Genomic DNA, 21,535 nt, shown 5'->3' on the forward strand with positions numbered 1-21,535 from the left:
AATTATTCTTTCTAATCTTCTACTCGTCTACCCACGCTAATTATCTGTCTGTAACCACTAGTACCATAACTTCTCTTTACTTTTTTTACCTGAAAAACCCCATTTTTTTCTTCATCCTCTGCATCTTCAAGTATTATTCTATCTGTTGGTCTCATAAATGGTTCTCCAAAAGTTTCAAAACTACCAGTAAGCCCTGTTTGTTTTTCTTTAGCTAATCGAAAACCAAGAAATGTATTTAATTCTGCCTTTACTCGTTGTTCTTCTTGTTGAAAAAGAGCATCTTGAGTAGGTAGTTCATTTTCATTATCATGTAGCGTGTATGTTTCTATTAATTCTCCATCTCCAGGATCCCCTAATTCAACAAAAATTGGAGTATTAGAGTTTATAAAATATTTTTCTGCACGCATTCTAATGGCAGTAACTTGTTCCCGATTAACCTTAAGTTCATCACGAATAATATTATAAAAGAACCTAAATCTTCCTATTCCTATAAACCCGTCATCACGACTAAAAAAATCTAGAACATCTCGAATTCCTAAAATTGATATTGCTTTATTAAGTAATGCTTGAGGTATCGGTATTTCATCTGATGGGGTATTTTTATAAAGCTCTGTGAAATTCTGTATTTCTTCAATTTTAAAAACATCAGGATTATTAGTAACATGCAACTTACTACAATCATTTTCTAACTTAAAAAATGAATAGATTTTATATTGATCTTTTAAGCATTTTAAATAATTAGCTACAGATGATTTCCTATCGATTATTAATGCACTTAAATTATCTTCAATTTTAAGTTCTTCATAAACAACTCCTAACTCTTGAAGTTTAGTTTCTAAAATCGGTTTGATTTGACTGGGCATTATTGTTTGTGACGGGTTTTGTGAAATCCTATTTTGAGGGTCTTCATTATCCGAAGTACCATCAATAACCATTTTGGTTTTTTTAAGCAGATACATCATATCCTGACATGTAATACATACCGGAGCATCACCTTTTACCTCTGTTATATACCCTCTAAACGCCGGTTTAAAATCACCATTATACCCAAGAAATATTTCTATATAATTATCTTGCTTTAAGTATTCATAAATACTCTGAATTTTTGGACCAATAGGCAACTGTTTTAATACTTCAAACCCAAGTGTACTATTTAATTGATTTACTATTATTTTTTTAGGAATCTTTATAACTGCTGTATCTGTAAAATTATCATATGATGATTCTATCTGAATATCATAAGCATACCCGAACTCATACACCCGATCTGTGGGTTGTAATTGGTCATTGGTCTCAAAGACCTTTATTTTACAATTTAGGTTAAGCATTATCCCGAATGATTAGTTCTAAAGGTTCATCTGATATTGCTTGAGCTGAAAATTTCTGAATATTTTTAACCCCTTCTATGGATGGGATACTGTATGATTGTATGACAATCTCATGTACCCCAAGTCTATTTAGGATTGCATGAGTAATACGCAAAGAATACGGAGCATTAAGAAATTGTTTTAATAAAAACAGCTTCCCTTTTGGGTAATCTTTTGAAAACTCATCATCTGCAATAAGTCCATCTATATTTATTGAAAAATCACCATTAGAAATATGTTCTTTTATAGTATGATTGCGCCCTTCTATTGCAGTAGTTTGAATGTTTTTTGATCTATTAACAGAAATAGTGACTGCATCGATTCTCATAAAAGGAAGTACTAAGTCTCTTTTTATCAGAGGTTCAAAAACCAATGGCGCAAAAACAGGAAGATTAAACTCACCACCTTTTTTATCTATAATAAAATCTTTAAACTCTGTAAACCCTAGATTTGCTGCTTCATCAACCGCAAAATCTATAAGTCCATCGTATTGATCTAATGCATTTTTTAAATTAATATTAAAACCCATAATATCTTTCTTATCGCTATCTTTTTACTATTGCATCGTATTACCAAATGTTTTTACTAATACATTGGCAATTGCAAATTCTAGTTGTTTGTTTTTGTGATCTTGAAGCCATAATGCTTCTGAAAGTAATTTATAAAACTCATCTACTCCTAAATCATAAGGGTCTACATTAAAATAATGTCGTACTAAAGCTGCTGATTTTTTTATTTCATCTTTTCCAGTTTCACTATTGATAGAGATACTTTTATCTGTGATAACTTTTTGTACCAACGATTTACCTGCTGACAACAAAAACTCATCTTCATACTCATTATTTTCTAAAACACAAGCATTAAACAAGAATTCTAGTGCTTTATACACATCATTCTCTTTCATATCGTTATACGTATCCAGCACCGATAATGTAGGAGTTTTAAAATACGCTACTTCGTCATCATCAGATTGTATCTTTATGATTTGTTTATATTCTTTTTTCCAAAGCAATATTTGATCACTATCTTTTTTCATGAACTACCCTGTTATTGACGTATCTTTTCTGGCTTTAAGTAATTTATCCTCTATAGATTCCTGATCGCTTGCATTTGTAGTACTACCCACTATAAAATTGCCTATAGTAATAGTAGGTGCTGTTGTATTTCCGCCTAAAGCATTAAGAATACCAGATGTATCCGGTATTTTAGGGTTTTCATTAAGGTTTAGGCCACCTCCTAAGTTTTTATTTCCTGAATCATTCATAATCAAAAAATTACAATAACTCTATTTTTATAGCACATGATTATGCAATAAACTAGTTACAATACTTCTTAAAAATAGGAAACGCAAATGCTTTACCATGTAAAGAGTATGCATGGTTTTCTGTGTTTGCAGTAAATTTTCTGTAAATAAAAAAAGCTCAGTCTTTTAGGACTAAGCTTTATGCTCATATTTTATATACATATCGTTAACTTGTTCGTAGAAAACCTAACTTATCAAATTAAAAACATACAAGAGATACATAGTTTACTCAGGGCTCAGACGGACATCTAATAATAGTATGAACCTATGGCAATCCAGGGAAACTACCTACAGTTTGTATTTTGATATCTGGAAAACTTTCCGTGATATATACTTTTAAATCGGCTTGATTGGCAAACTCTACAACCTGCCATTCGCCGCATTTATCGGGAAAACTCTCTACAAATTGCACCTTAAGATCAGGAAAACTATTTACAATCTGTACTTTGATATCGGCTTGGTTGGCAAACTCTACAAATTGTATTTTGCCATATAGTTTTTTACCATTAAAGTCGCAAGTATCTAGTTTTTGAGTATTATTTACTATAAGGTGATTATCTTTTTCCATAGTAAAAGATAACGACATGAATACTACAAATAATATTGTAACAGATTTCATAGTAGATGTTTTGAAGTAGTTATATCAATTACCTTGCCTTAATTTTTTTAATCATAGTCTTCATCCGTTACCGTTTACAATTATATTATCAAACTTTGCTTACGCAAATATCCTAAAAATACTCAAACTCAACAGGAAAAGGTGTAATTTCAAAACCTGTTAAAGCTGGCTTTGCAGCTTCTAAGGCATTTTTTAAACGTTTACTGATTAATATTCCGTGTGGATACGGCATAACAAAACAATCATTATTTTTAAACTCAGGTTTCATTACAGCCTTCTCAAAACCAAAATGTCTCCAGTTTTTATCAAAAGAAATATCGCTTAATTCTTCCTCATTTTTAGCCATGATAACCTCATTTCCTATCTTTTCAAAATATTTCCACTCACAAAATGTACTGTTATCAAAATCGACATATTTATCAAAACCATCTAAGAATAATTGCCAAACAAAATAATCATAAAATTTTTCTTCAAACAGGACTTTAGCGGTATAAAACTTATTTGGATATAGATTAAATTGGTCTAATACTATTTTCATCTGTTTTGAAATTGGGTAACTAAATATTTCATCTGGTTCCTCAACAATCCAATGATGAAAATCACAAAGAAAACTCACCTTCATTAAATCGTCAACATATTCAGGGACTAAATAATCAAATAGTACTTTATTACCTTCTGCCATTGTCAAACAACCATCATCACTTCGAATGAAACTATTTTTATCTTTTACATTTTCAGCATTTATACTTGGTGTTATTTCATTACTACTACCCATAGGTGTGGTAATAGCTCTTTTAAACGTATATCTTATTTCTCCCATTATTTTATTTTATCTAAATGCCCGTTCTGTATTTGAATTACCTGTTTGATTATCTTATCTGTTTCATCACTAATTATCCCCTTTAAATCATTAAATGCTTGTTTGTATTTTTTATCATTTTTTCCTTTTGTTAGCTGTTCTAATTCTGAAATTTTCGAATTAATAGATTCTGTTCCTTTTTTTAACACTAACTCAATATCGTTAATCATTGATTGCATAACTTCAGTTCGTATGTTATGGTAACCGTGCTGTTCTTTATGCAAAATAATAATATTTCTTTTAAAATCATTAAATCCAATATCCAAAGGCGGCTTTCTACTTAATGCCCATTCCATTATTTTTTGGAAAGTATTGTTTTTTTGCATCACACTTACCATAATTTGATGATGCCTTTCATACCCTTTCATTACTTCTTTAAGTGCTGTTGCTTTTACTTTTTTAGTAGTTTTTGCTGTTTTTCTTAATTTTTCAAGTCCTTCTCCCAATTGCCTATAATATGGCATAAAAGGGCTACTTGCTTTACCGTCTACTCTAAAAATGTTTAGATACTCATTAAATTTATCATCAGTCGCGTCCAAAATAAATTTTCTCATCCCCTTATCATGATGAGTTTGATAATTTCTTGTTCTTTTTGCTAATCTAGCTAAATGGTCATATCCTTTTTCTTTAAGAATATTAATTGTTTTCTTAATTCTATCAACTTTTATTTCATCAGGAGTCATCCAACGTTTAGCATCTTTATTATATACTTTTCCTTTCTTAAAATTCTCGGCAGCTTTTTTAGGTTTAATGGTTACATTAGGAGTGTCTTTACCGTGTTTTATGAGTTGATCAAGTAATTTTTTATCTGTAATCTCAAGTTCATCTAATGCCTCAAAATATTTTTGTTGTTTTATGGTGAGATGATCAATATTAAACTTTTTCTTTAATGCTGCTTCTTTAGCAATTTTAGCTGCACCCATTTGAGAACCAGGACTGCGAGATTCGAAATTGATTCTTCTTCCTTTATGAGAACTACTACCAATTTCTGCAAATGCTAATTGAAACTCTGGACCATTGGCTCCAATAACTTGATCCAAAAACCCATTAAGATCTTTTTCTAATTTTAAAAGATGATTTTTGAGGTTTTCTGGAATCTCTTTACCTTCTCGCAATAATTGTTGTACAACTTCATCTGCCTCATACATATATTGCTTAAGCTTTTGATAGTTTTGTACAACACCTTTATCAAAACCTCTTTTGACATTACCTTCTAACCCTTTTAGGTTTATATTTTTAAGGCTTCTTAGACTACTTCCTAAATATATAAGGTCTCCTGTAGTATCTAATATTCGCCAGGTTTTTAATAGTTTTTCATGACCATTATCAAGCATCCATTGATTAAGGTCTTCGTTTCTTATTGCAAAACTACTCGTCTCTTTAGCAATATTTGCAAAGGCAAGAGCTTGCTTGGCTAGCTGCCTTTTGGTCAATTTTTTTCCTGCCTGCTTTAATGCTGTAGTTAAAATCACTCTTGCAGAACCGTATATCGAAGCAACACTTACTACATCTAAAGCGATCTCAAACCAATCCCATAAATTTTGATTATCAACCTTATTATAAAGATAAAATGCAGGAACTGTTAATGCTTCTGTTTCTATACCATTAACAACTGTTTTAAAAGAAACAAGTTCCAATGGATGAAAATAATACCCTTCTAGATTGAGTGCTTCTTTTTTACCATGTCTAATATAAAAAGTAGTATTTTGGCTATAGTTATCAAAATAAATTTTGTTTTGTCCGTTCCAATCACTTGTTTTTACATGAATATCTCTTTCTGAATAAGAGTTATTACTAAACCAAATTGTTCTATTAAGATCCGTTTCGTCAAAAACATCAACTACCCTACTCAAATACTGCACGAAACGTTTATATTCACTGCCATCTACCGCATCAAATATCTTATACAGAACATCTGTATTTTTATATAGATAGTTATACATTTCTTTAGGGTCCATAGCTATCAAAATATTGATCAATGCCACTTCTTCATTTGCCCCACTAAATCCTGCATCTAAAATGAACCATTGTTTTAGAATAGTATCTAAATCCTCCTCTAGTTCTTTCTGACTAAATTTATTAACACGAAGACCACTATCATTTTTATACGTGCTACTTGGTAAAGAGGCATAATACCTACTTAGTTTATGAGAATCTTTTTTTGCTTCTGTTATACCTTCTATATAAATATCAGATAATGTATTCAAGAATTTCGAACCTAAAATAAGTCCCATTCTCTTTACAATCATTTCAAATGCCGCATAATCTGCTGTATAAATATAATTTTTATCAGTATTTCCTTCTTCATCAGAAAAGTAAATATAATAGGCATATGGACCATTTTTGGTACGTCGTCTAGCTACGGGTCTAATTTGTTCTTTACGAAGATCTATTTTTATATCTAGATCTTTTGACAAAAACCCATGAATAGTAAATTTTAAATTATTGATCACTACATTAAAACCGCCCTGACGCAACAATCGATTATCTTTTGTATAGGCAACGGCTTCTCTAAAAGATAACACTTCACCCACATTACGGGTTAAAAATTGAAATATATGTTTTGGCTTAACTACATAATGCCTTATTCCTCCCCAAATTGTAGTTTTTGCCTCTAAACGAATAACCTGTGCTGTTACGACTACTTCATCTAGTATATATGACTTAACAGTACCGTCTTTATTAAGAACAACTTTGGTAGTAGGACCACTAAAGTAAATAGTTTTAGAACTAAGATTTGGATACCAAGAACTAAGTGTAAACTCTGTAAATGTCCAACTTAAATCAGGGTATACTTTTTCATCACTAAACACTGTTATGTCAACATCTATAACATCTAAAAACAAAAATAATTCTTGGTACTCTTTAATAATTTCTGTCAAAGAGACAGAAAAATCTTTTAACCTTTTAAGTAACTTTTTATTTCTGGCTATTCTTCCTTCTATTCGTTTTTTAGCAATGCCATTTTTTGAAGTATCCTTTTTATACGTTTCTGTAACTTTTGATATAAGTGCCGCTCGATACTTCTCTATATTTGTTTTTTCTTGAGGAATACTTTTGTTAACATTTTCAATATAATCCCGAAGTTCTTTATAATTAGGATCAAGTAAAATTAAATTCACTCTTAATTTATCATTTCGAATTTTATTTATGAGTGTTTCCCAAAATGTATTTACTTGAGGAATATAATTTGGGTTTGCTAAATACCTATTATAAATTAATGAAATTAGATTTTCTTTAGTCACAACTACTCCTGATAGCGTTGTATAGCCATCATCTATGGTATTACCCAAAGAATCCCAAAGATACCTATGCGTTTGATACTCCTTATACTTGGTATTTATAAAATTTACCAACTTCCTATATCTAAAATTATTAACTACACTATAAGCATCTGTTTCACCTCTTGCTAATAGCACCATCAAATCATCCAGAAATTTAGATTTCATTTTGATAAGGTGCTTGTTCTCGCCTATGATTTGTATTAATAAAGGAGTATTTAGAATCTTAGAATTACTTGTATTACTCTTATTTTGTTTGTTGTTTGCGTTTGTAGATTCAAATTTCAGAAAAGACGTTTTATTTGCTCTTTCCTTTGCAACAATAGTCATTTCTTCTAAGACTAATCGTTTAGATTCTTCAGAAGTATATCTTCCTTCTTCTATTAACAAATTTAAATCTATCTTGGGAGGAGTTGAATCTGGATAATTATTTGCAGTTATTCCAGCTGCTTGTAATTCTTTTTTTACATGACTTTCTTGTCTTTTATTTTGATAATATTGAATATCGCATTTATCCCATATCAAATGAAACTGCCTTCTGAATTCAGCTCTTGAATTACTATCTGTATTTTTTATTTTTACCGTATATAATTTATTTTCCATTATTTGGAAGAGAAGGTGTTAAATACAAGAGCATTGATTTGGTCTATCATTGTAAAAGCTATAGATCTAACCGTATTAAGTCTTATAGTACTTCAATTTTTACAGGTTTAGGTTTTATAAAGTCAGAAAATGAGGTAGTGATATTAAGTCGTAAATCATCATCATCAACAATATCTGTATCTCCACCTAAATAACAGTTTTTAAATAATACCTCTAGTGCTTTAAACTCATCCATTTTTGACGCTTGCAATACTGCCGAACGAATAGCTATTGTTGGTTTTCTGAAATATGCAAAAAATGTATAACCGTCATCATCTTCTACAGATAATTTAACCACCTTTTTATATTGATATTTCCAACGCTTTAATTGCGCATCGGTGATATTACCGTCTAATAATGCAACTTGAGCTGTAGTGTCTGTATTTTCCATAGCTTATATAAAGATTATATATCAAAAACAAACCCCAAAACAATTAGTACCGTCTGGGGTTCTTATATTTTATATTCTAAAATTTCTTTCTAGTTCCACTCAATATGTGAAACGATAAGATCTAAGGATACTTCAATTTTTGTATCACCCTGACTCATGTTTCGGTTATTAGATTTAAATTCACAATTACGAATAACATGTGTAATTATAGCATTACTTTCATCTAAAAAACTAACTTTTACATCAAAAGGTGGTGAGTCCATTAATCGTTGTCCTCTTGGCAAGGCTGCTTGTATTGCTTCAACTTCGTAGTTATACAATGTCATCGACGCATTAGCTTCATACTTTCCTCTGCCTCTATGTACTGGCATATTACCTGCACCATAATGGTTTTCTTTCATTTCTGTATCGTCATAACTAATAGACGTAATCCCGGTAACGATGCGATCTAAAAGATTTACTTCTATAGAGGACCAACTATGTCGTTGGCCGTTTATTAATGGTAAATGTGACATATTTCTTATTTTATACTATTATTATTTATGATGCCGCCGCAGCGTTAATTTGAAATGGGTTCTTAAATCCTAGATCAACTACAATTTTACGTGCCGTTCCTAAAGGCACAATTGCAATCTTTATATTTAACTGAGAATTTGCTAGGATATCCTGATTAGGATCTACAAAAACATCTATATCTGAAGCTTCCTCATTACTTATCATGCGCTCTAATGCCGATCTACAAAGAGTTTCATAACCTTTTACTACAGAAGGAGGTAGTTTACCTGTTTCTGGATCAACCAATACTGGTGAATTAAGTTTTGGAAGTAGTGCTGTACGTGAAATTCTGGCAGCTTTATTAATTGTTCGATTAGCTTCTATAAAAGCAAAATCGTCTGTTTCTAAAGTGCATGTATGACTGTCATTAAAATAAACTCCAGGAATACCAATATGTTTACGACTAAAAATATATCCAAGATTATTTAAGGTTCCTTGATCACCTTCTGTAGGTAAATCTAAACCTCCGACATAACCTACTGATCTAAAGCCTTCTCCGGTAAGATTAAATTTCTCTATCCAAGCTATATTTTCAGATACTTTTGCTCTTGACACTGCTCCTAACAAAACACCTACCGCTGCCGTATTTTTAAAATTACCACCGGTTTCGTTAGCTTTTTCAGGATCTATAGCAATAGTTACTGATACGTTAGGAGCATTAAGTCCTCTTAAGTTTTCTGCAGTTGCGACACCAGGACCACCATCTACTATTAACTCCCCAAAACCTTTACCTTCTAAAAGGATTTCTAATGGTCTATAATCTGTTTCAAAAGCTTTTCTAGTTATTGTTGCTGCTACACCCACAGCACCAGTAGTTTCTGCAAATGTTGTAGTTAATTTACCAAATGAAACAGCAAGTTGTCTAATTTCTCCGTTTGCTTTTGTTAATAAATTGTCAGTTTGTGCAACTAAATTCTGATAGGTATCCTCAGTGTTATCACCAATAGCAACAGAATTATCAACTCCCATTACTAATAAATCTCCAGAAGGATTAATTCTGAAAAACTGTGCTATTTGATAATAAACAGAACAGCCATTTTTATCTATAGAACTTACAAATCCTGAACCCTCTGCATCTTCTAATGACGCAAATCTATATAAACGTCCTACTTCTATATTTGGGTTTTCACTTTTCTTTGTTCCTGAAGGAGATAAATCAAATAATAGTCCAGAAACCATATCCCTATCAGGAGTCCTACGGCCTAAACCACCAGACAATTTGTTGATAACAACGTCATTTAATAAATTACCCATTATGTATGAATTTAATTTAAGTTTATACTTTATAGTGTTTAACACCTAAAGATAAAATAGCAAACTAAAAAAAATGAAAAACACGTATTACAAAAACAGTAGTTTCAGTAATTTATGCAACTTCAACCAAAATAGGGCTCTGATTTAGTATGTTATATATTGTGCGCTCTGATAAAAACAATCGTTCAGAAAGTTCTGCAACAATAAGCTTCATTTGTTTATCCTGATTTTCAAGTACGTAATTTTGCACATACCTTCTTCTTTTCTCTAATAAGCCATTTTTTCTTTTCATTTTATTCTAATTTTTACAGCAATTATTAAATCTTCTAACTGTTCTAACCTTTTAAGGTTACTTTTTTATCCTTATTAATCGTAAGCTTCTCTTTCACATTTTTTAAGACCAGTAATTGTTTACCATTATACTCTACATTATTATAGTCATCAAGATCATACCCAAGTTTTCTTAAATTAACGCGTACTTGCTCTTCTTTTTGCTCTAATTCTCTCCTATTAAATGCTCCATTAGAAATCATTGTATACCTTTTCTTATATTCTTTTTCGATAAGAGTTGTTTTATAGGTAATCTTCCAGATATAAAAGTTATTCTTTTTCCAATGATCCTCTTCTACAGTGTATTGACACTCTTTGACTTTTAACGCCGAGTTTTTAATAAGTTCTATTTCTGTTTCACCGTCTGCAATGGCTTCATTATTTATTATGATTTCTGATCGATTAGGGTGAAGAAGAATTGCCTCATCTACTTGTCTTGCTATTTCAAAACTTTCTATGTAATCTCTTTCAAACTTATCGTTTAAAACTATATAGACACTAAAATCAACATCGGCTTTATATTCTTTCTCTGACGAAGTATTCCAAACAACATCATTGTATTTAAACATTATTACTGGTTCATCTTCATCTTCTTCATCAAACACCCTATCGCTATAAAGTCCTATCCTTACTCTATTACTCTCGGCATTAACAATGCTATCAATTTTTTCTTTTTTTTGTTCGTAATATTGTTGAAGTATCATAGGTATAATTAAATTAAATTCCTTTCTTTTCAGTTCTTTGTTTCTAAGAAGAACCTATAATTGATTTATTTTCTATACATTTAATGTGTAGATAATTACCCCTTAAATATACCAACATATTACCGAATACAAAAACATTTTACAGAATATTGCTGTTAAATAATTATTATGGATTCAATGGATATTCATAAAAGAGTTAAGGAAATAATTGAGGAATTAGACTTGTCGAACAATTCTTTTGCTGCCAAAATTGGCGTTACCAGTACTACTATTGATAGTATTACAGGAGGGCGTTTACAACCAGATGGAAGCAGAAAAAGAACAAAACCTGGATATGATATTTTAAAAAATATCATTGAAATTTTTGATGTAAACCCTTATTATTTATTTGACATGAGCCAACAAATGTTTCGAGACAAAGAATTAGAAAAAATTGATTTATCAGCACTTACAAGTGATCTAGATTTAATAAAAAAGCGTTTAGAAAAACTTGAAAGTACAAAAACTACTAACGGTTCTAGTTTAAAAACTTAATTACAATCTTATTCCTAATTCTGCAGTAGTAAGGTCTAATTATTGTGTGAAATTTTATTCATAAAACAGGCGATTTGTATTTTATGAGGTTTCTGGGTATCTTGTTATGACAAACAATTAAATAACAACTTATCATGAAAATCGCCAACAAACCTCCTATTTGGTTCTGGATTATTGCAATTCTTGCCTTACTTTGGAATATAATGGGTGTTCTTGCCTATTTGGCTCAAGCATATATTACAGATGAAGCTATAGCTTCTTTACCAGAAGCAGAACAAAGTTTCTATAATAACATGCCTGCGTGGGTAACTGCTGCCTTTGCTATTGCTGTATTTGCAGGTGCTCTAGGGTGTATTTTATTACTTTTAAGAAAAAAAATAGCATCAATTCTATTTATACTTTCTTTGATCGGTATAGTTATGCAAACAACCTACAATTTCTTTTTACAAGATTTTATTGTTCTGTCAGGAAGTAGAATGGTAATGCCTATACTTGTGTTGCTTGTTGCAATCTTTTTAATCTGGTTTTCAAAAAGAGCCACAGTAAAAGCTTGGATTTCATAATTTGCAAAACTATTTAAGAAATACAGGAGTATGAGTGATCTTGATAATTATTCTTTTACAACAATCATAGTTGCTTTTACTCCTGTAGTAAGATTCCACTCATTTCCCGTTATAAGGACACCTTGATCATCATAAAGCTGAAATTCTGCAGTATTGGGACCTGATTCTCCTTGATTTAAAGCCTGGATATCTATTTTATTAAATCCTTTGGTCAAATTGATTTTAATACCTTGAAAAGCACTAGATAGATAAATTTTAGATCTAATCACATCATCATTTATAAAAATGCGTACCTGATCTCCATCTACATGCTCATGATCTCTGTATACAAGATGAACAAATTTGCCTGAACTTTTGAAATCTCCTAGATACTGATCACTTTTAAACTCATCTTTGATAGCTTTATCTTTTTTAAACCACTTAGGCGTAATTTCTGTATTTGGTTTAAAAAAACCATCATCGCCATTCATATTAAAGGGTCTCTTAGGTCTTCCATATTCAGATAATTCTTTCGGAAGGCTATATAGCGTAATTTTACTATCCGATTTAGGTGTTTCTAAACCAGTTGATAAATCAAATTTACTAGCTTTAAGATCACTTTCTCTATCTATTTTAATTGACGAACCCGTTTCTACTTGCCCATTCACAAATGAACAAATACAAATCGAAAAACATAAACAAAACAGTGATCTCATACTCATAAAAACATCAACTAATGTGCCATAAAGATAAATAATATACTATATTATGGCTGTTAATAATATAAAAAAACTTTTTCGGATTTCAATATTTTGGGGAAATCCTCACTACTTACTTATTAGATATACATTATCTTTGTCGTAAAAAGGTTCTATGACTTACTATATCATCGGAGGAATACTTCTATCTATAATTCTCTTTTTGTTGATACAATATTATGGTCTTAAAAAATCACTAAAGAATAAGGATAGAGAGTTAAAGTCTTTACAAAGGGAAACAAAAAAACAAATACATAGACAACAAGACTACATTACTGTCCTTAGTCAAGAATTAAGAACTCCATTATACGGCATTATGGGATTAACAAATCTTATTGCCGAAGAATATCCAGAACTTAAAGATGATAAAAAACTAAAATCTCTGAAATTTTCTGGAGATTATTTATTAAATCTTATTAATAATGTACTTCATATAAATTATTTAGATGTTGAAGGTATTAAGTCCCAAAACAATTTGTTTAACCTTCAGGAAGTGACTCAAAACCTTGTAAATTCATTTAGTTACGCAACAGATAATAGTGATAATACATTGCATTATGATTTCGATCCCGAAATTAATCCAATGGTCATTGGCGATGCTTCTATTCTATCACAAATTTTGATGAATCTTATTAGTAATGCCTTACGATTTACAAAAAATGGAGACGTATATTTTTCTGTACATTTAATTAAAAGTAAACATAACAGTAATAATATCTCTTTTAAGGTTAAACATAATGGGGATGATATTTCTTCAGAAGATCAAAAATCTATATACCAAGAATTTATTAACATTGAAAGTGCAAAGAAATCTTATTTAGGTACTGGTATTAACTCAAGAATAGTTAAAGGCTTAGTAAATGTGATCAATGGTGATATTATCATTCAAAAAAATGCGCAAGAAGGTTCTGAATATGCTCTTGTTTTAGACTTACAGGTACAGGACGATAAAAACGATAATATCGAAGACCATAATGATAGCAATGAGGCTAATACAAATACCAAACGAAAAGCTCTTATAGTAGATGACAATAAACTAAATTTATTAGTAGCCGATAAAATTCTTTCTAAAGAGCATTTTGAGTGTACAACGATCGATAATGGTTTTGATGCTATAGAATTGGTGAGAGAGAATCGATATGATGTTATCCTTATGGATATTAACATGCCTAAATTAAATGGAATTGGTACTACTAAAAGAATAAGAGAATTTAATCTTAAAACTCCTGTTATAGCATTAACAGCTGTTGATATTACTCAATTAAACAGGCAAATTATTCACGCAGGTTTAAATGATTATATTCTTAAGCCCTACACCAAAAATCATTTATTAGAAATAATCAATAAACATCTTGAAAATCCAATACTGAATCAATAGTTATTTTTTAATTCACGATAATTTGCTGCCCTATTTTTAAAACGGCATTATATTTTATCGAATTTTTCTTACAAATTTCTGATACAGCTAACCCATGTCTATTAGCTATTCTATGTAGTGTATCTCCCTTTTTAACGATGTACGTCTTTTGTTTTTGCTCTTCTTGTATTGTTATATCATCAATAGTTTTATGAACAACAACATTACTTTTACGAGTAGATCTGTGATATCTGGGATTCATCCACTTACGAGTTACATAAAGTATATCTGATCGGATTTTAGCTTCCTTTGTAAATTCAAATAAATATTCGGGATTTACACTTTTTCCGTGATATCTTACTTCTAAATGGAGATGACTCCCTCTAGAGTTACCTGTTATTCCTCCTTTTCCTATAGCCTGCCCTTTTTTGACTTCTTCGTTTTCTTTTACAAGATACTTTGATAAATGTGCATAAACAGTTTCTAATCCATTACGGTGTCTTACAATAACAGTTTTTCCATGTCCCCCATGATAACCAACATAGCGTACTTTACCATCTAATACAGATTTTACACTATCGCCGATATGCAGGTCTATATCTATCCCTTGATGTGGTCTTCCTCTTCTTAATCCATAACGTGAGGTAACCACCATTTTACGATCTACTGGAGAAGAAAAATTTGTAGACTCAAATGCTAATTGAAACGGGTACGTTATCTTTTCTCCGCGATAAGGGTTAAAATTTTGATTATCCCACTTTGCAATAAATTCCTTATTAGAAGGATTTGGAATAACGTATTTTGGTAAGAACTGTTTTTTGTTTTTGTATATCGGAAGATATACAAAAGAACCGTTAATAATTAACTCTTTATATTCCTTTACATCAAGTTTTTTTTGTTGACTAAATAAAACTTGTATTGGTATTAAAAAAAATAAAATAATGACAATTAAAGATATTTGCCTCTTACAATTCAAAAACATATTATTAAAAATTTAAGTAGATCTGGGCTGATATCTCTTTTTTACAATATGACCATAAAAATAATACGTTGTTACAATAAAACAATAATTAATTTAAAAAAAAATCTTCGACACAAGTATACCAAAAATCTATACTTTTGATTTACAGTAAATTAGCAAATATATTATATGCAGTACTAACGTAATTATATTGTGGGATATCTATTAAAGTTAAATTTATTAACATTTTTTAAGAAATTGATGTGAAAAAATTAATAGATAGACAAGCAATAAAAAAAATATGCAATAGTTAAAAGAGCATAATAATTAATTGAATAACCATGAAAAAATCATTTGCATTTATTGCACTGTCGGGGGTCATTTTAATGACATCATGTGTATCTAAGAAAAAATATGTAGCTCTAGAACAGCAACTACAGGATACTCAAAGTACACTACAAAGAACAGCTGTAGAAAAAGAAGAGCTAGAAGGTAAATTTGCGAAGATTGAAGCAAGAGTAGCCGATTATAACTCTAAAATTAATTCTTTAAAAGATTCTAATAATGAAAAAATGGTAATGGTAGATGGTATCGCTGCCATTTCTAACAACACCAAAGCTAAAATGGGAGAAACTTTATCAAAAGTTGATCCTCAAAAATTGCAAGGAGCAAAAACTCTTAAGGATTCAATGAATTTAGCGGTATCTCATAATTTAAAAAGTTCATTATCTGATAACCTTAAAGAAGATGAGGATATTTCTATTAATATAGATAATACCGTTGTTATGATTTCTATATCAGATAAAATGTTATTTAACAGTGGAAGCTTTAGAGTTAGTAATAAAGCAGACGACATCTTAAAAAAATTAGCCGATGTAATTAATTCTGAACCAAGTTTAGAAGTAATGGTCGAAGGACATACTGATCCTAGAACTATTAGTACTGCTGTAGTACAAGACAACTGGGACCTTAGTGTTAAAAGAGCAACGTCTATTATAAGAAAATTACAAAATTCTTATAATGTAGATCCTGCTAAATTAATAGCATCTGGTAGAAGTAGTTATAAACCTCTTGTAGAAAATGATACACAAGAAAATATGGCTATAAATAGACGAACAAGAATTGTTTTATTACCAAATATGGACAAATTTTTTGCTATGCTTTCTTCTAACTAGAAGTCACATTTCAAATTATTTTAAAAAAAAGGAAACAAGATTTGTTTCCTTTTTTTTGTTTCTACATTAAACCTTTTACCGCGTTCATAGTCAAAATAGTAAATCAATAAATTTAAAAACTATGAAAGCAATAACATTACAACGAGTATCGGTTACCTCAATTCTATTAGCTTTATTTCTTATTACAAGTAGTTTTAGTTTTACCAAAATTGAATGGGATCACTTAGGTTCTAGAACTGTAAACTATAGATTAGATAAAGATGTAATACATGTAACAGCCAAAAAAGGAGGATTTAAGAAATTAAAGATCAAAGTCACCAACGGGGCTATTAACATGCATAAAATGGTCATTGAATATGGTAATGGCAAAAAAGATATTATACAGCTTAGACATAACTTTTCACGTAGAAGCACCTCTAAAACAATAGATTTAAAGGGAAATAAAAGAATTATTAAAGATATTACATTCTTTTATGACACAAAGAACCTATCTCGAAAAAGAGCAAAAGTTCATGTTTTTGGAAAACATTAATATAATAAACAGGAAAAGCGAGAACCCCTTAAATAATTCTCGCTTTTTTCATTTTATGATAATATACATCACTTCATTTTATAATATCCACATTTAAGATAAGCTCCCTCCAGAAAACTAATAGGGTGATCAATATCATGAAATGTTTTTTCCAACACATCAAATGCCATCCCCAACTCCAACATACTCGTTTCTGAAATTTCAAAAAAATCATCTGCTGTTACTCTTGATGAACATGATGCTAGTACAAGTGTGCCATTTTTAGATACTAATTTTGATCCTAATTTTGCTAATCTAGCATAACTGTTTTTAGCACCCATAATTTCATTCTCTCGCTTAGCGAAAGATGGTGGATCAATAATTACAATATCAAACTTTTCTTTTCTATTAATCAGATTTTGTAACCCTTCAAATGCATCTGCTACTAAAATCTCATGCTTTCCCTTAGGGTTGTTTAATAAAGCATTTTCTTTTGCCATTTCTAAAGCTTGTTTGCTTATATCTAAACTTACAACTCTTGTAGCTCCTCCTGCAAGTGCATGAACAGAAAAACCTCCTGCATACGAAAAAACATCTAATACATGCTTATCTTTTGAAAGCTCTCCTACTCGTTTTCTATTATGCCTATGATCCAAAAAATATCCCGTTTTATGACCTTTAATAACATTCGCAGAGAATAATATTCCGTGTTCTCTAAAAACAACCACTTCGTTTTCTAATTCACCATAAATCACAGAGCCATCTTTTAATCCATAAGATTGATTCTTAGATTGAAGTAAACGACTTAATCTAAGTACGACAGTTTCACAACCAGTAACTTCAATTAAATTAGAAATAATACTATTCAAGTAAGGAAACCAAATATGTGAATATAACTTAACAACTAAAATGGTATCATATATATCCGCAATGCAACCTGGTAAATTATCATTTTCTCCAAAAAGTAATCTATAACTATTGGTATCAGTTTTAAAAAGAGGAATTCTTATGCTATAAGCTTCCTTAATCCTTTGTTTAAACCATTCGTCATTAATTTGAGCGGTCTTTTTGAATTGAATAAGTTTAATACGTATAGGAGAATAGGGATCATATAATCCGCAAGCCAAAAAATTATTCTTCCTTACATCGTAAATAATAGCCAAATCTCCTGCTTTTCCCTCAGCACTCTGTTTTGCAATGCTATCTTCAAAAATCCAAGGATGCCCTCTTTTCACCATTTTTTCTGCTACGGGCTTTAGTTTAATGGCTATTCTTTTGGTTTGTATATCGGGAATAATATTAATCATGTGCAAGAATAGTAATAATTTTTCTTCTCTTAAAGCTATATGATTTTAATATTTTATAAGAAACAAAGAGTAGGATTAATCTTAAAGTTAAAAGCACCTATCTCAAGAAGTATCAAGATAGGCGCTCTTATTGTATCGTTAAAACTAAGTCTTGTATTAATCAATTACAATTTTTTACTTAGCTCTTTATATACTAGACGTTTATGTTTTAAATTTGTTACAATAAATCTTAATTATTTTTAAAATTAAATTTTTAACATATTTACATAATTAAATATGTATATTTATTATATGATAAATAAAAGAATACTGGATATTAATAAAGCTCTCTCTAATGCTACTAGAATCAATATATTAAAGTGGTTAAAGGATCCCGAAGGTAATTTTCCCCCTCACAAAGATTTAGGGCACTTTAATGATGGGGTTTGTGGGCAAAACATTCAAATAAAATCAGGATTATCTCAACCTACAATTTCCCACTATTTATCTGGTATGCACAGAGCTGGTTTATTAATTAGTACCAGGCACGGAAAGTGGACTTATTTTAAAAGAAACGAAAAAGTAATTAAAGAATATTTAAGCACTTTACATCAAGAATTATAAATGACAATAGTTATAACGTTCTGCCACTCTTTATACTATGAAAATACCCATATATCAAATTGACACTTTTACAAAAAAACTTTTTGGCGGTAATCCTGCAGCTATATGTCACCTACCCTATTGGCTTGATGATGAATTATTACAAAATATAGCTATAGAAAACAACTTGGCTGAAACAGGTTTTTTTGTAGAAAAAGAAGAATATTATGAAATAAGATGGTTTATGCCGCATGCAGAAATAGATTTATGTGGGCATGCCACATTAGCATCTGCATATGTTATATTTGAATACATAAATCCAAAACTTAAAAAGATTTTATTTTCATCCCAAAGTGGTGTTTTAAAAGCTAAAAAAGAAGAAAACGGGTCTATTACCCTTGATTTTCCTTCACGACCACCTGTACCTGTAACTATACCTGAAGAAATTCATAATGCATTAAGCGCTGAACCTATAGAAGCCTTTGCTGCTAGAGATTTGATAATTACCTTATCTTCTGAAGAAGAAGTAATACTTGAAAAACCCAATTTAAAGCTGCTAAAAAAATTACCCTATTTATGTATTATTATTACCTCAAAAGGAAATAAAGCAGATTTTGTTTCAAGAGTTTTTGATGCTAATGCAGATATTCTTCCAGAAGATCCTGTAACCGGATCTGCCCATTCCTCTTTAGTTCCTTTATGGGCCGCAAAGCTTAACAAGACACAATTGAAAGCTTTTCAATTATCAAAAAGAGGTGGCGAACTGGATTGTAAAATAGAAGGTGACCGCGTGTTTATGAGTGGATATGCAGTACCTTATCTCATTGGTCAAATTGATATTTAAGTCAGCATCATTTTCTATTAATTATCCATAAATAAATGGTTAATCTTGGTTCTCAATTTTCGTTTATAATCTTCTTCTAACCAATCTCGGTAATTTTTAGTGCTTTTACTAATACAATAAGAGTACCGTCTAACTCTAAATTCTATATCTCTATCTAACAATTTACTAAGAATACGGGCATCAAATACATCTTCACTATTTTCGACACACATTACCGCATGCTGTTCTATAGATTTTTCTAAAACAGTAAGGCTTCTTAAATTAAACCTCTTGGTTTTAGTGTACTCTTCTTCTATATCAAACGTTACATCTTCAGATTTTGCGAATTCTTTACGAATATCTTCTGGCATCACATATTTGAAATTTCTTTCAATCTCTTCATCTCCAACCAAATTATCATAATAAAAATCTGGGGATCTAAATATTGATTGCCAATCTACTTCTGTGTTCCACAATCCAAATCTAGCCGTATTATTACCCATATCGATAATAAAAAACTCTTTCTTAATAGGTAAAATTCTAGATCCTCTTCCGATCATCTGAAAATAAAGAGTTAACGATTTTGTAGCCCTGTTAAGTATGATACTTTCTACAGTAGGTTCATCAAAACCTGTTGTCAAAATACTTACCGAAGTTAAAATAGCATCTTTTGTATGCTTAAACCAATTAAGAATATCTTCTCGTTCTTGTTTACTATTTGTATTATCTAAATGTCTTATGGGGTAGCCAGCCTTCTTAAACGTTTCGTATACATAGACCGATGTATTTATTCCATTATTAAAAATAAGTGTTTTTTTACCCTTTGATCGTTCTTCATAGGCATGTAAAAGTTTATCCTGCATCAACATATTAGTATATAACTCTTCAGATGATTTTACTGTATAATCACCATTCATACCAATTTTTAAAGAAGACAAACCTACATCATAAGTAAATGTTACTGGTTTTGCCAAGAAACCACTTTTTATCAAAGAATTTATAGTATCCCCAACAATTAGTTCATTATAATTATCCTTCATAGGTAATTTCATATTAGAACTAAGCGGGGTTGCAGTAACACCAAGAATAAAGCAATTTTTAAAAAATCTAAACAGTTTTCGAAAAGAATTATAATGGGCTTCATCTATAATTACCATTCCGATATTATGCAACTCTAACTGATCATCATTAAGCCTATTATTCAATGTTTCGACCATAGCCACAAAACACGTATACTCGTCTTGGTCATTAAGTTCTTTAACAGAACTATTTATGATTTTATTCTTGACCTGAAACTCTGTAAGCATTTTAGAAGTCTGATTGCAGAGCTCTATGCGATGGGTAAGAACGATTACCTTTTTTTTAGTAGTTTCTATATAGCGTCTTACAATCTCTGAAAAAATAACTGTCTTACCTCCTCCTGTTGGAAGTTGATACAACAAATTATAGTTCTTCGGAAACTCCTCAACACGACCAAAAATTTTATCAATATCCCGTTTCTGGTAATCATATAGAACTTTTTGTTCTTTCTTTTCTATTTCTGTGGATGACAATATCGAGGGTTTATAAAAATAAGCTACAAAATTAAACACTTTACAAGGTTATATAAAACAAATGATGGAATATATTTTTTTAATTTTGGGCTTTAAATGTTAATTATTCTTAATTCCTAGAGTAAAA

At 30.4% G+C, this 21,535-nt stretch carries 23 protein-coding genes; 7 read left to right on the forward strand and 16 right to left on the reverse strand.

Features of this window, described 5'->3' with window-relative positions:
* Window positions 1-11 precede the first annotated feature (11 nt).
* The 12 genes from D1816_RS04800 to D1816_RS04855 form a co-directional block, all read right to left on the reverse strand.
* Complete coding sequence (locus D1816_RS04800) at window positions 12-1,328, reverse strand: hypothetical protein (protein ID WP_118501393.1); 1,317 nt, start codon at window positions 1,326-1,328, stop codon at window positions 12-14.
* The gene (locus D1816_RS04805; RefSeq protein WP_233565282.1) at window positions 1,321-1,896 is read right to left on the reverse strand and encodes a DUF6046 domain-containing protein; all 576 of its coding nucleotides are present in this window, start codon (window positions 1,894-1,896) and stop codon (window positions 1,321-1,323) included. The genes D1816_RS04800 and D1816_RS04805 overlap by 8 nt, the downstream gene beginning before the upstream one ends.
* Before the next feature lie 27 nt (window positions 1,897-1,923).
* The gene (locus tag D1816_RS04810) at window positions 1,924-2,403 is read right to left on the reverse strand and encodes a hypothetical protein (RefSeq protein ID WP_066309809.1); all 480 of its coding nucleotides are present in this window, start codon (window positions 2,401-2,403) and stop codon (window positions 1,924-1,926) included.
* Window positions 2,404-2,406: 3 nt separating this feature from the next.
* Window positions 2,407-2,631, reverse strand: coding sequence for a hypothetical protein (locus D1816_RS04815; RefSeq protein WP_118501394.1), 225 nt, complete (start codon window positions 2,629-2,631; stop codon window positions 2,407-2,409).
* Window positions 2,632-2,935: 304 nt separating this feature from the next.
* The gene (locus D1816_RS04820) at window positions 2,936-3,289 is read right to left on the reverse strand and encodes a hypothetical protein (RefSeq protein ID WP_118501395.1); all 354 of its coding nucleotides are present in this window, start codon (window positions 3,287-3,289) and stop codon (window positions 2,936-2,938) included.
* Window positions 3,290-3,401: 112 nt separating this feature from the next.
* Window positions 3,402-4,109, reverse strand: a complete 708-nt coding sequence (locus D1816_RS04825; RefSeq protein WP_118501396.1) for a hypothetical protein — start codon at window positions 4,107-4,109, stop codon at window positions 3,402-3,404.
* Window positions 4,109-8,032, reverse strand: coding sequence for a hypothetical protein (locus tag D1816_RS04830; protein ID WP_118501397.1), 3,924 nt, complete (start codon window positions 8,030-8,032; stop codon window positions 4,109-4,111). Before D1816_RS04830 ends, D1816_RS04825 begins: the two co-directional genes overlap by 1 nt.
* An 82-nt stretch (window positions 8,033-8,114) precedes the next feature.
* Entirely contained in the window at window positions 8,115-8,462 is a 348-nt protein-coding gene (locus D1816_RS04835) for a hypothetical protein (RefSeq protein ID WP_118501398.1), read from the reverse strand.
* An 89-nt stretch (window positions 8,463-8,551) separates the two neighbouring features.
* On the reverse strand, window positions 8,552-8,977 hold the full coding sequence (locus D1816_RS04840; RefSeq protein WP_118501399.1) for a hypothetical protein: 426 nt from the start codon (window positions 8,975-8,977) through the stop codon (window positions 8,552-8,554).
* A 25-nt stretch (window positions 8,978-9,002) separates the two neighbouring features.
* Window positions 9,003-10,271, reverse strand: coding sequence for a DUF2586 family protein (locus D1816_RS04845; RefSeq protein ID WP_118501400.1), 1,269 nt, complete (start codon window positions 10,269-10,271; stop codon window positions 9,003-9,005).
* 112 nt (window positions 10,272-10,383) lie between these two features.
* On the reverse strand, window positions 10,384-10,563 hold the full coding sequence (locus D1816_RS04850; RefSeq protein ID WP_118501401.1) for a hypothetical protein: 180 nt from the start codon (window positions 10,561-10,563) through the stop codon (window positions 10,384-10,386).
* Window positions 10,564-10,606: 43 nt separating this feature from the next.
* Window positions 10,607-11,305, reverse strand: coding sequence for a hypothetical protein (locus tag D1816_RS04855; RefSeq protein ID WP_118501402.1), 699 nt, complete (start codon window positions 11,303-11,305; stop codon window positions 10,607-10,609).
* Between the two features lie 168 nt (window positions 11,306-11,473).
* On the opposite strand from D1816_RS04855, the gene D1816_RS04860 reads away from it, so the two are divergent.
* Both D1816_RS04860 and D1816_RS04865 read left to right on the forward strand, forming a co-directional pair.
* Entirely contained in the window at window positions 11,474-11,839 is a 366-nt protein-coding gene (locus D1816_RS04860) for a helix-turn-helix transcriptional regulator (protein WP_066309778.1), read from the forward strand.
* A gap of 134 nt (window positions 11,840-11,973) precedes the next feature.
* Window positions 11,974-12,402, forward strand: a complete 429-nt coding sequence (locus D1816_RS04865) for a hypothetical protein (protein WP_118501403.1) — start codon at window positions 11,974-11,976, stop codon at window positions 12,400-12,402.
* 47 nt (window positions 12,403-12,449) lie between these two features.
* On the opposite strand, the gene D1816_RS04870 is transcribed toward D1816_RS04865, so the two are convergent.
* Window positions 12,450-13,049, reverse strand: coding sequence for a hypothetical protein (locus D1816_RS04870; RefSeq protein WP_082832306.1), 600 nt, complete (start codon window positions 13,047-13,049; stop codon window positions 12,450-12,452).
* 205 nt (window positions 13,050-13,254) lie between these two features.
* On the opposite strand from D1816_RS04870, the gene D1816_RS04875 reads away from it, so the two are divergent.
* The gene (locus tag D1816_RS04875) at window positions 13,255-14,517 is read left to right on the forward strand and encodes a response regulator (protein ID WP_118501404.1); all 1,263 of its coding nucleotides are present in this window, start codon (window positions 13,255-13,257) and stop codon (window positions 14,515-14,517) included.
* Window positions 14,518-14,524: 7 nt separating this feature from the next.
* Here the strand turns inward: D1816_RS04875 and D1816_RS04880 are convergent, their stop codons facing one another.
* Entirely contained in the window at window positions 14,525-15,472 is a 948-nt protein-coding gene (locus D1816_RS04880) for a peptidoglycan DD-metalloendopeptidase family protein (RefSeq protein ID WP_198403792.1), read from the reverse strand.
* Between the two features lie 326 nt (window positions 15,473-15,798).
* On the opposite strand from D1816_RS04880, the gene D1816_RS04885 reads away from it, so the two are divergent.
* Window positions 15,799-16,632 carry an OmpA family protein gene (locus tag D1816_RS04885; protein ID WP_066309768.1) on the forward strand — a complete coding sequence of 278 codons (834 nt, stop codon included), beginning with the start codon at window positions 15,799-15,801 and terminating at the stop codon, window positions 16,630-16,632.
* 121 nt (window positions 16,633-16,753) lie between these two features.
* Window positions 16,754-17,164 carry a DUF2541 family protein gene (locus D1816_RS04890; protein ID WP_118501405.1) on the forward strand — a complete coding sequence of 137 codons (411 nt, stop codon included), beginning with the start codon at window positions 16,754-16,756 and terminating at the stop codon, window positions 17,162-17,164.
* 68 nt (window positions 17,165-17,232) lie between these two features.
* On the opposite strand, the gene D1816_RS04895 is transcribed toward D1816_RS04890, so the two are convergent.
* Window positions 17,233-18,450 carry a class I SAM-dependent rRNA methyltransferase gene (locus D1816_RS04895; RefSeq protein WP_066309763.1) on the reverse strand — a complete coding sequence of 406 codons (1,218 nt, stop codon included), beginning with the start codon at window positions 18,448-18,450 and terminating at the stop codon, window positions 17,233-17,235.
* 291 nt (window positions 18,451-18,741) lie between these two features.
* Here D1816_RS04895 and D1816_RS04900 point away from each other — a divergent pair, with 291 nt between their 5' ends.
* Complete coding sequence (locus tag D1816_RS04900; RefSeq protein ID WP_118501406.1) at window positions 18,742-19,053, forward strand: helix-turn-helix transcriptional regulator; 312 nt, start codon at window positions 18,742-18,744, stop codon at window positions 19,051-19,053.
* A 37-nt stretch (window positions 19,054-19,090) separates the two neighbouring features.
* Entirely contained in the window at window positions 19,091-19,876 is a 786-nt protein-coding gene (locus D1816_RS04905; protein WP_118501407.1) for a PhzF family phenazine biosynthesis protein, read from the forward strand.
* A 17-nt stretch (window positions 19,877-19,893) separates the two neighbouring features.
* Here D1816_RS04905 and D1816_RS04910 read toward each other — a convergent pair whose 3' ends face one another.
* A complete protein-coding gene (locus tag D1816_RS04910) occupies window positions 19,894-21,408 on the reverse strand; it encodes a DEAD/DEAH box helicase (RefSeq protein ID WP_082832304.1) in 1,515 nt (504 codons plus the stop codon).
* Window positions 21,409-21,535: the final 127 nt, after the last annotated feature.

This window comes from Aquimarina sp. AD10 (genome assembly GCF_003443715.1).
Classification (GTDB): domain Bacteria; phylum Bacteroidota; class Bacteroidia; order Flavobacteriales; family Flavobacteriaceae; genus Aquimarina; species Aquimarina aggregata.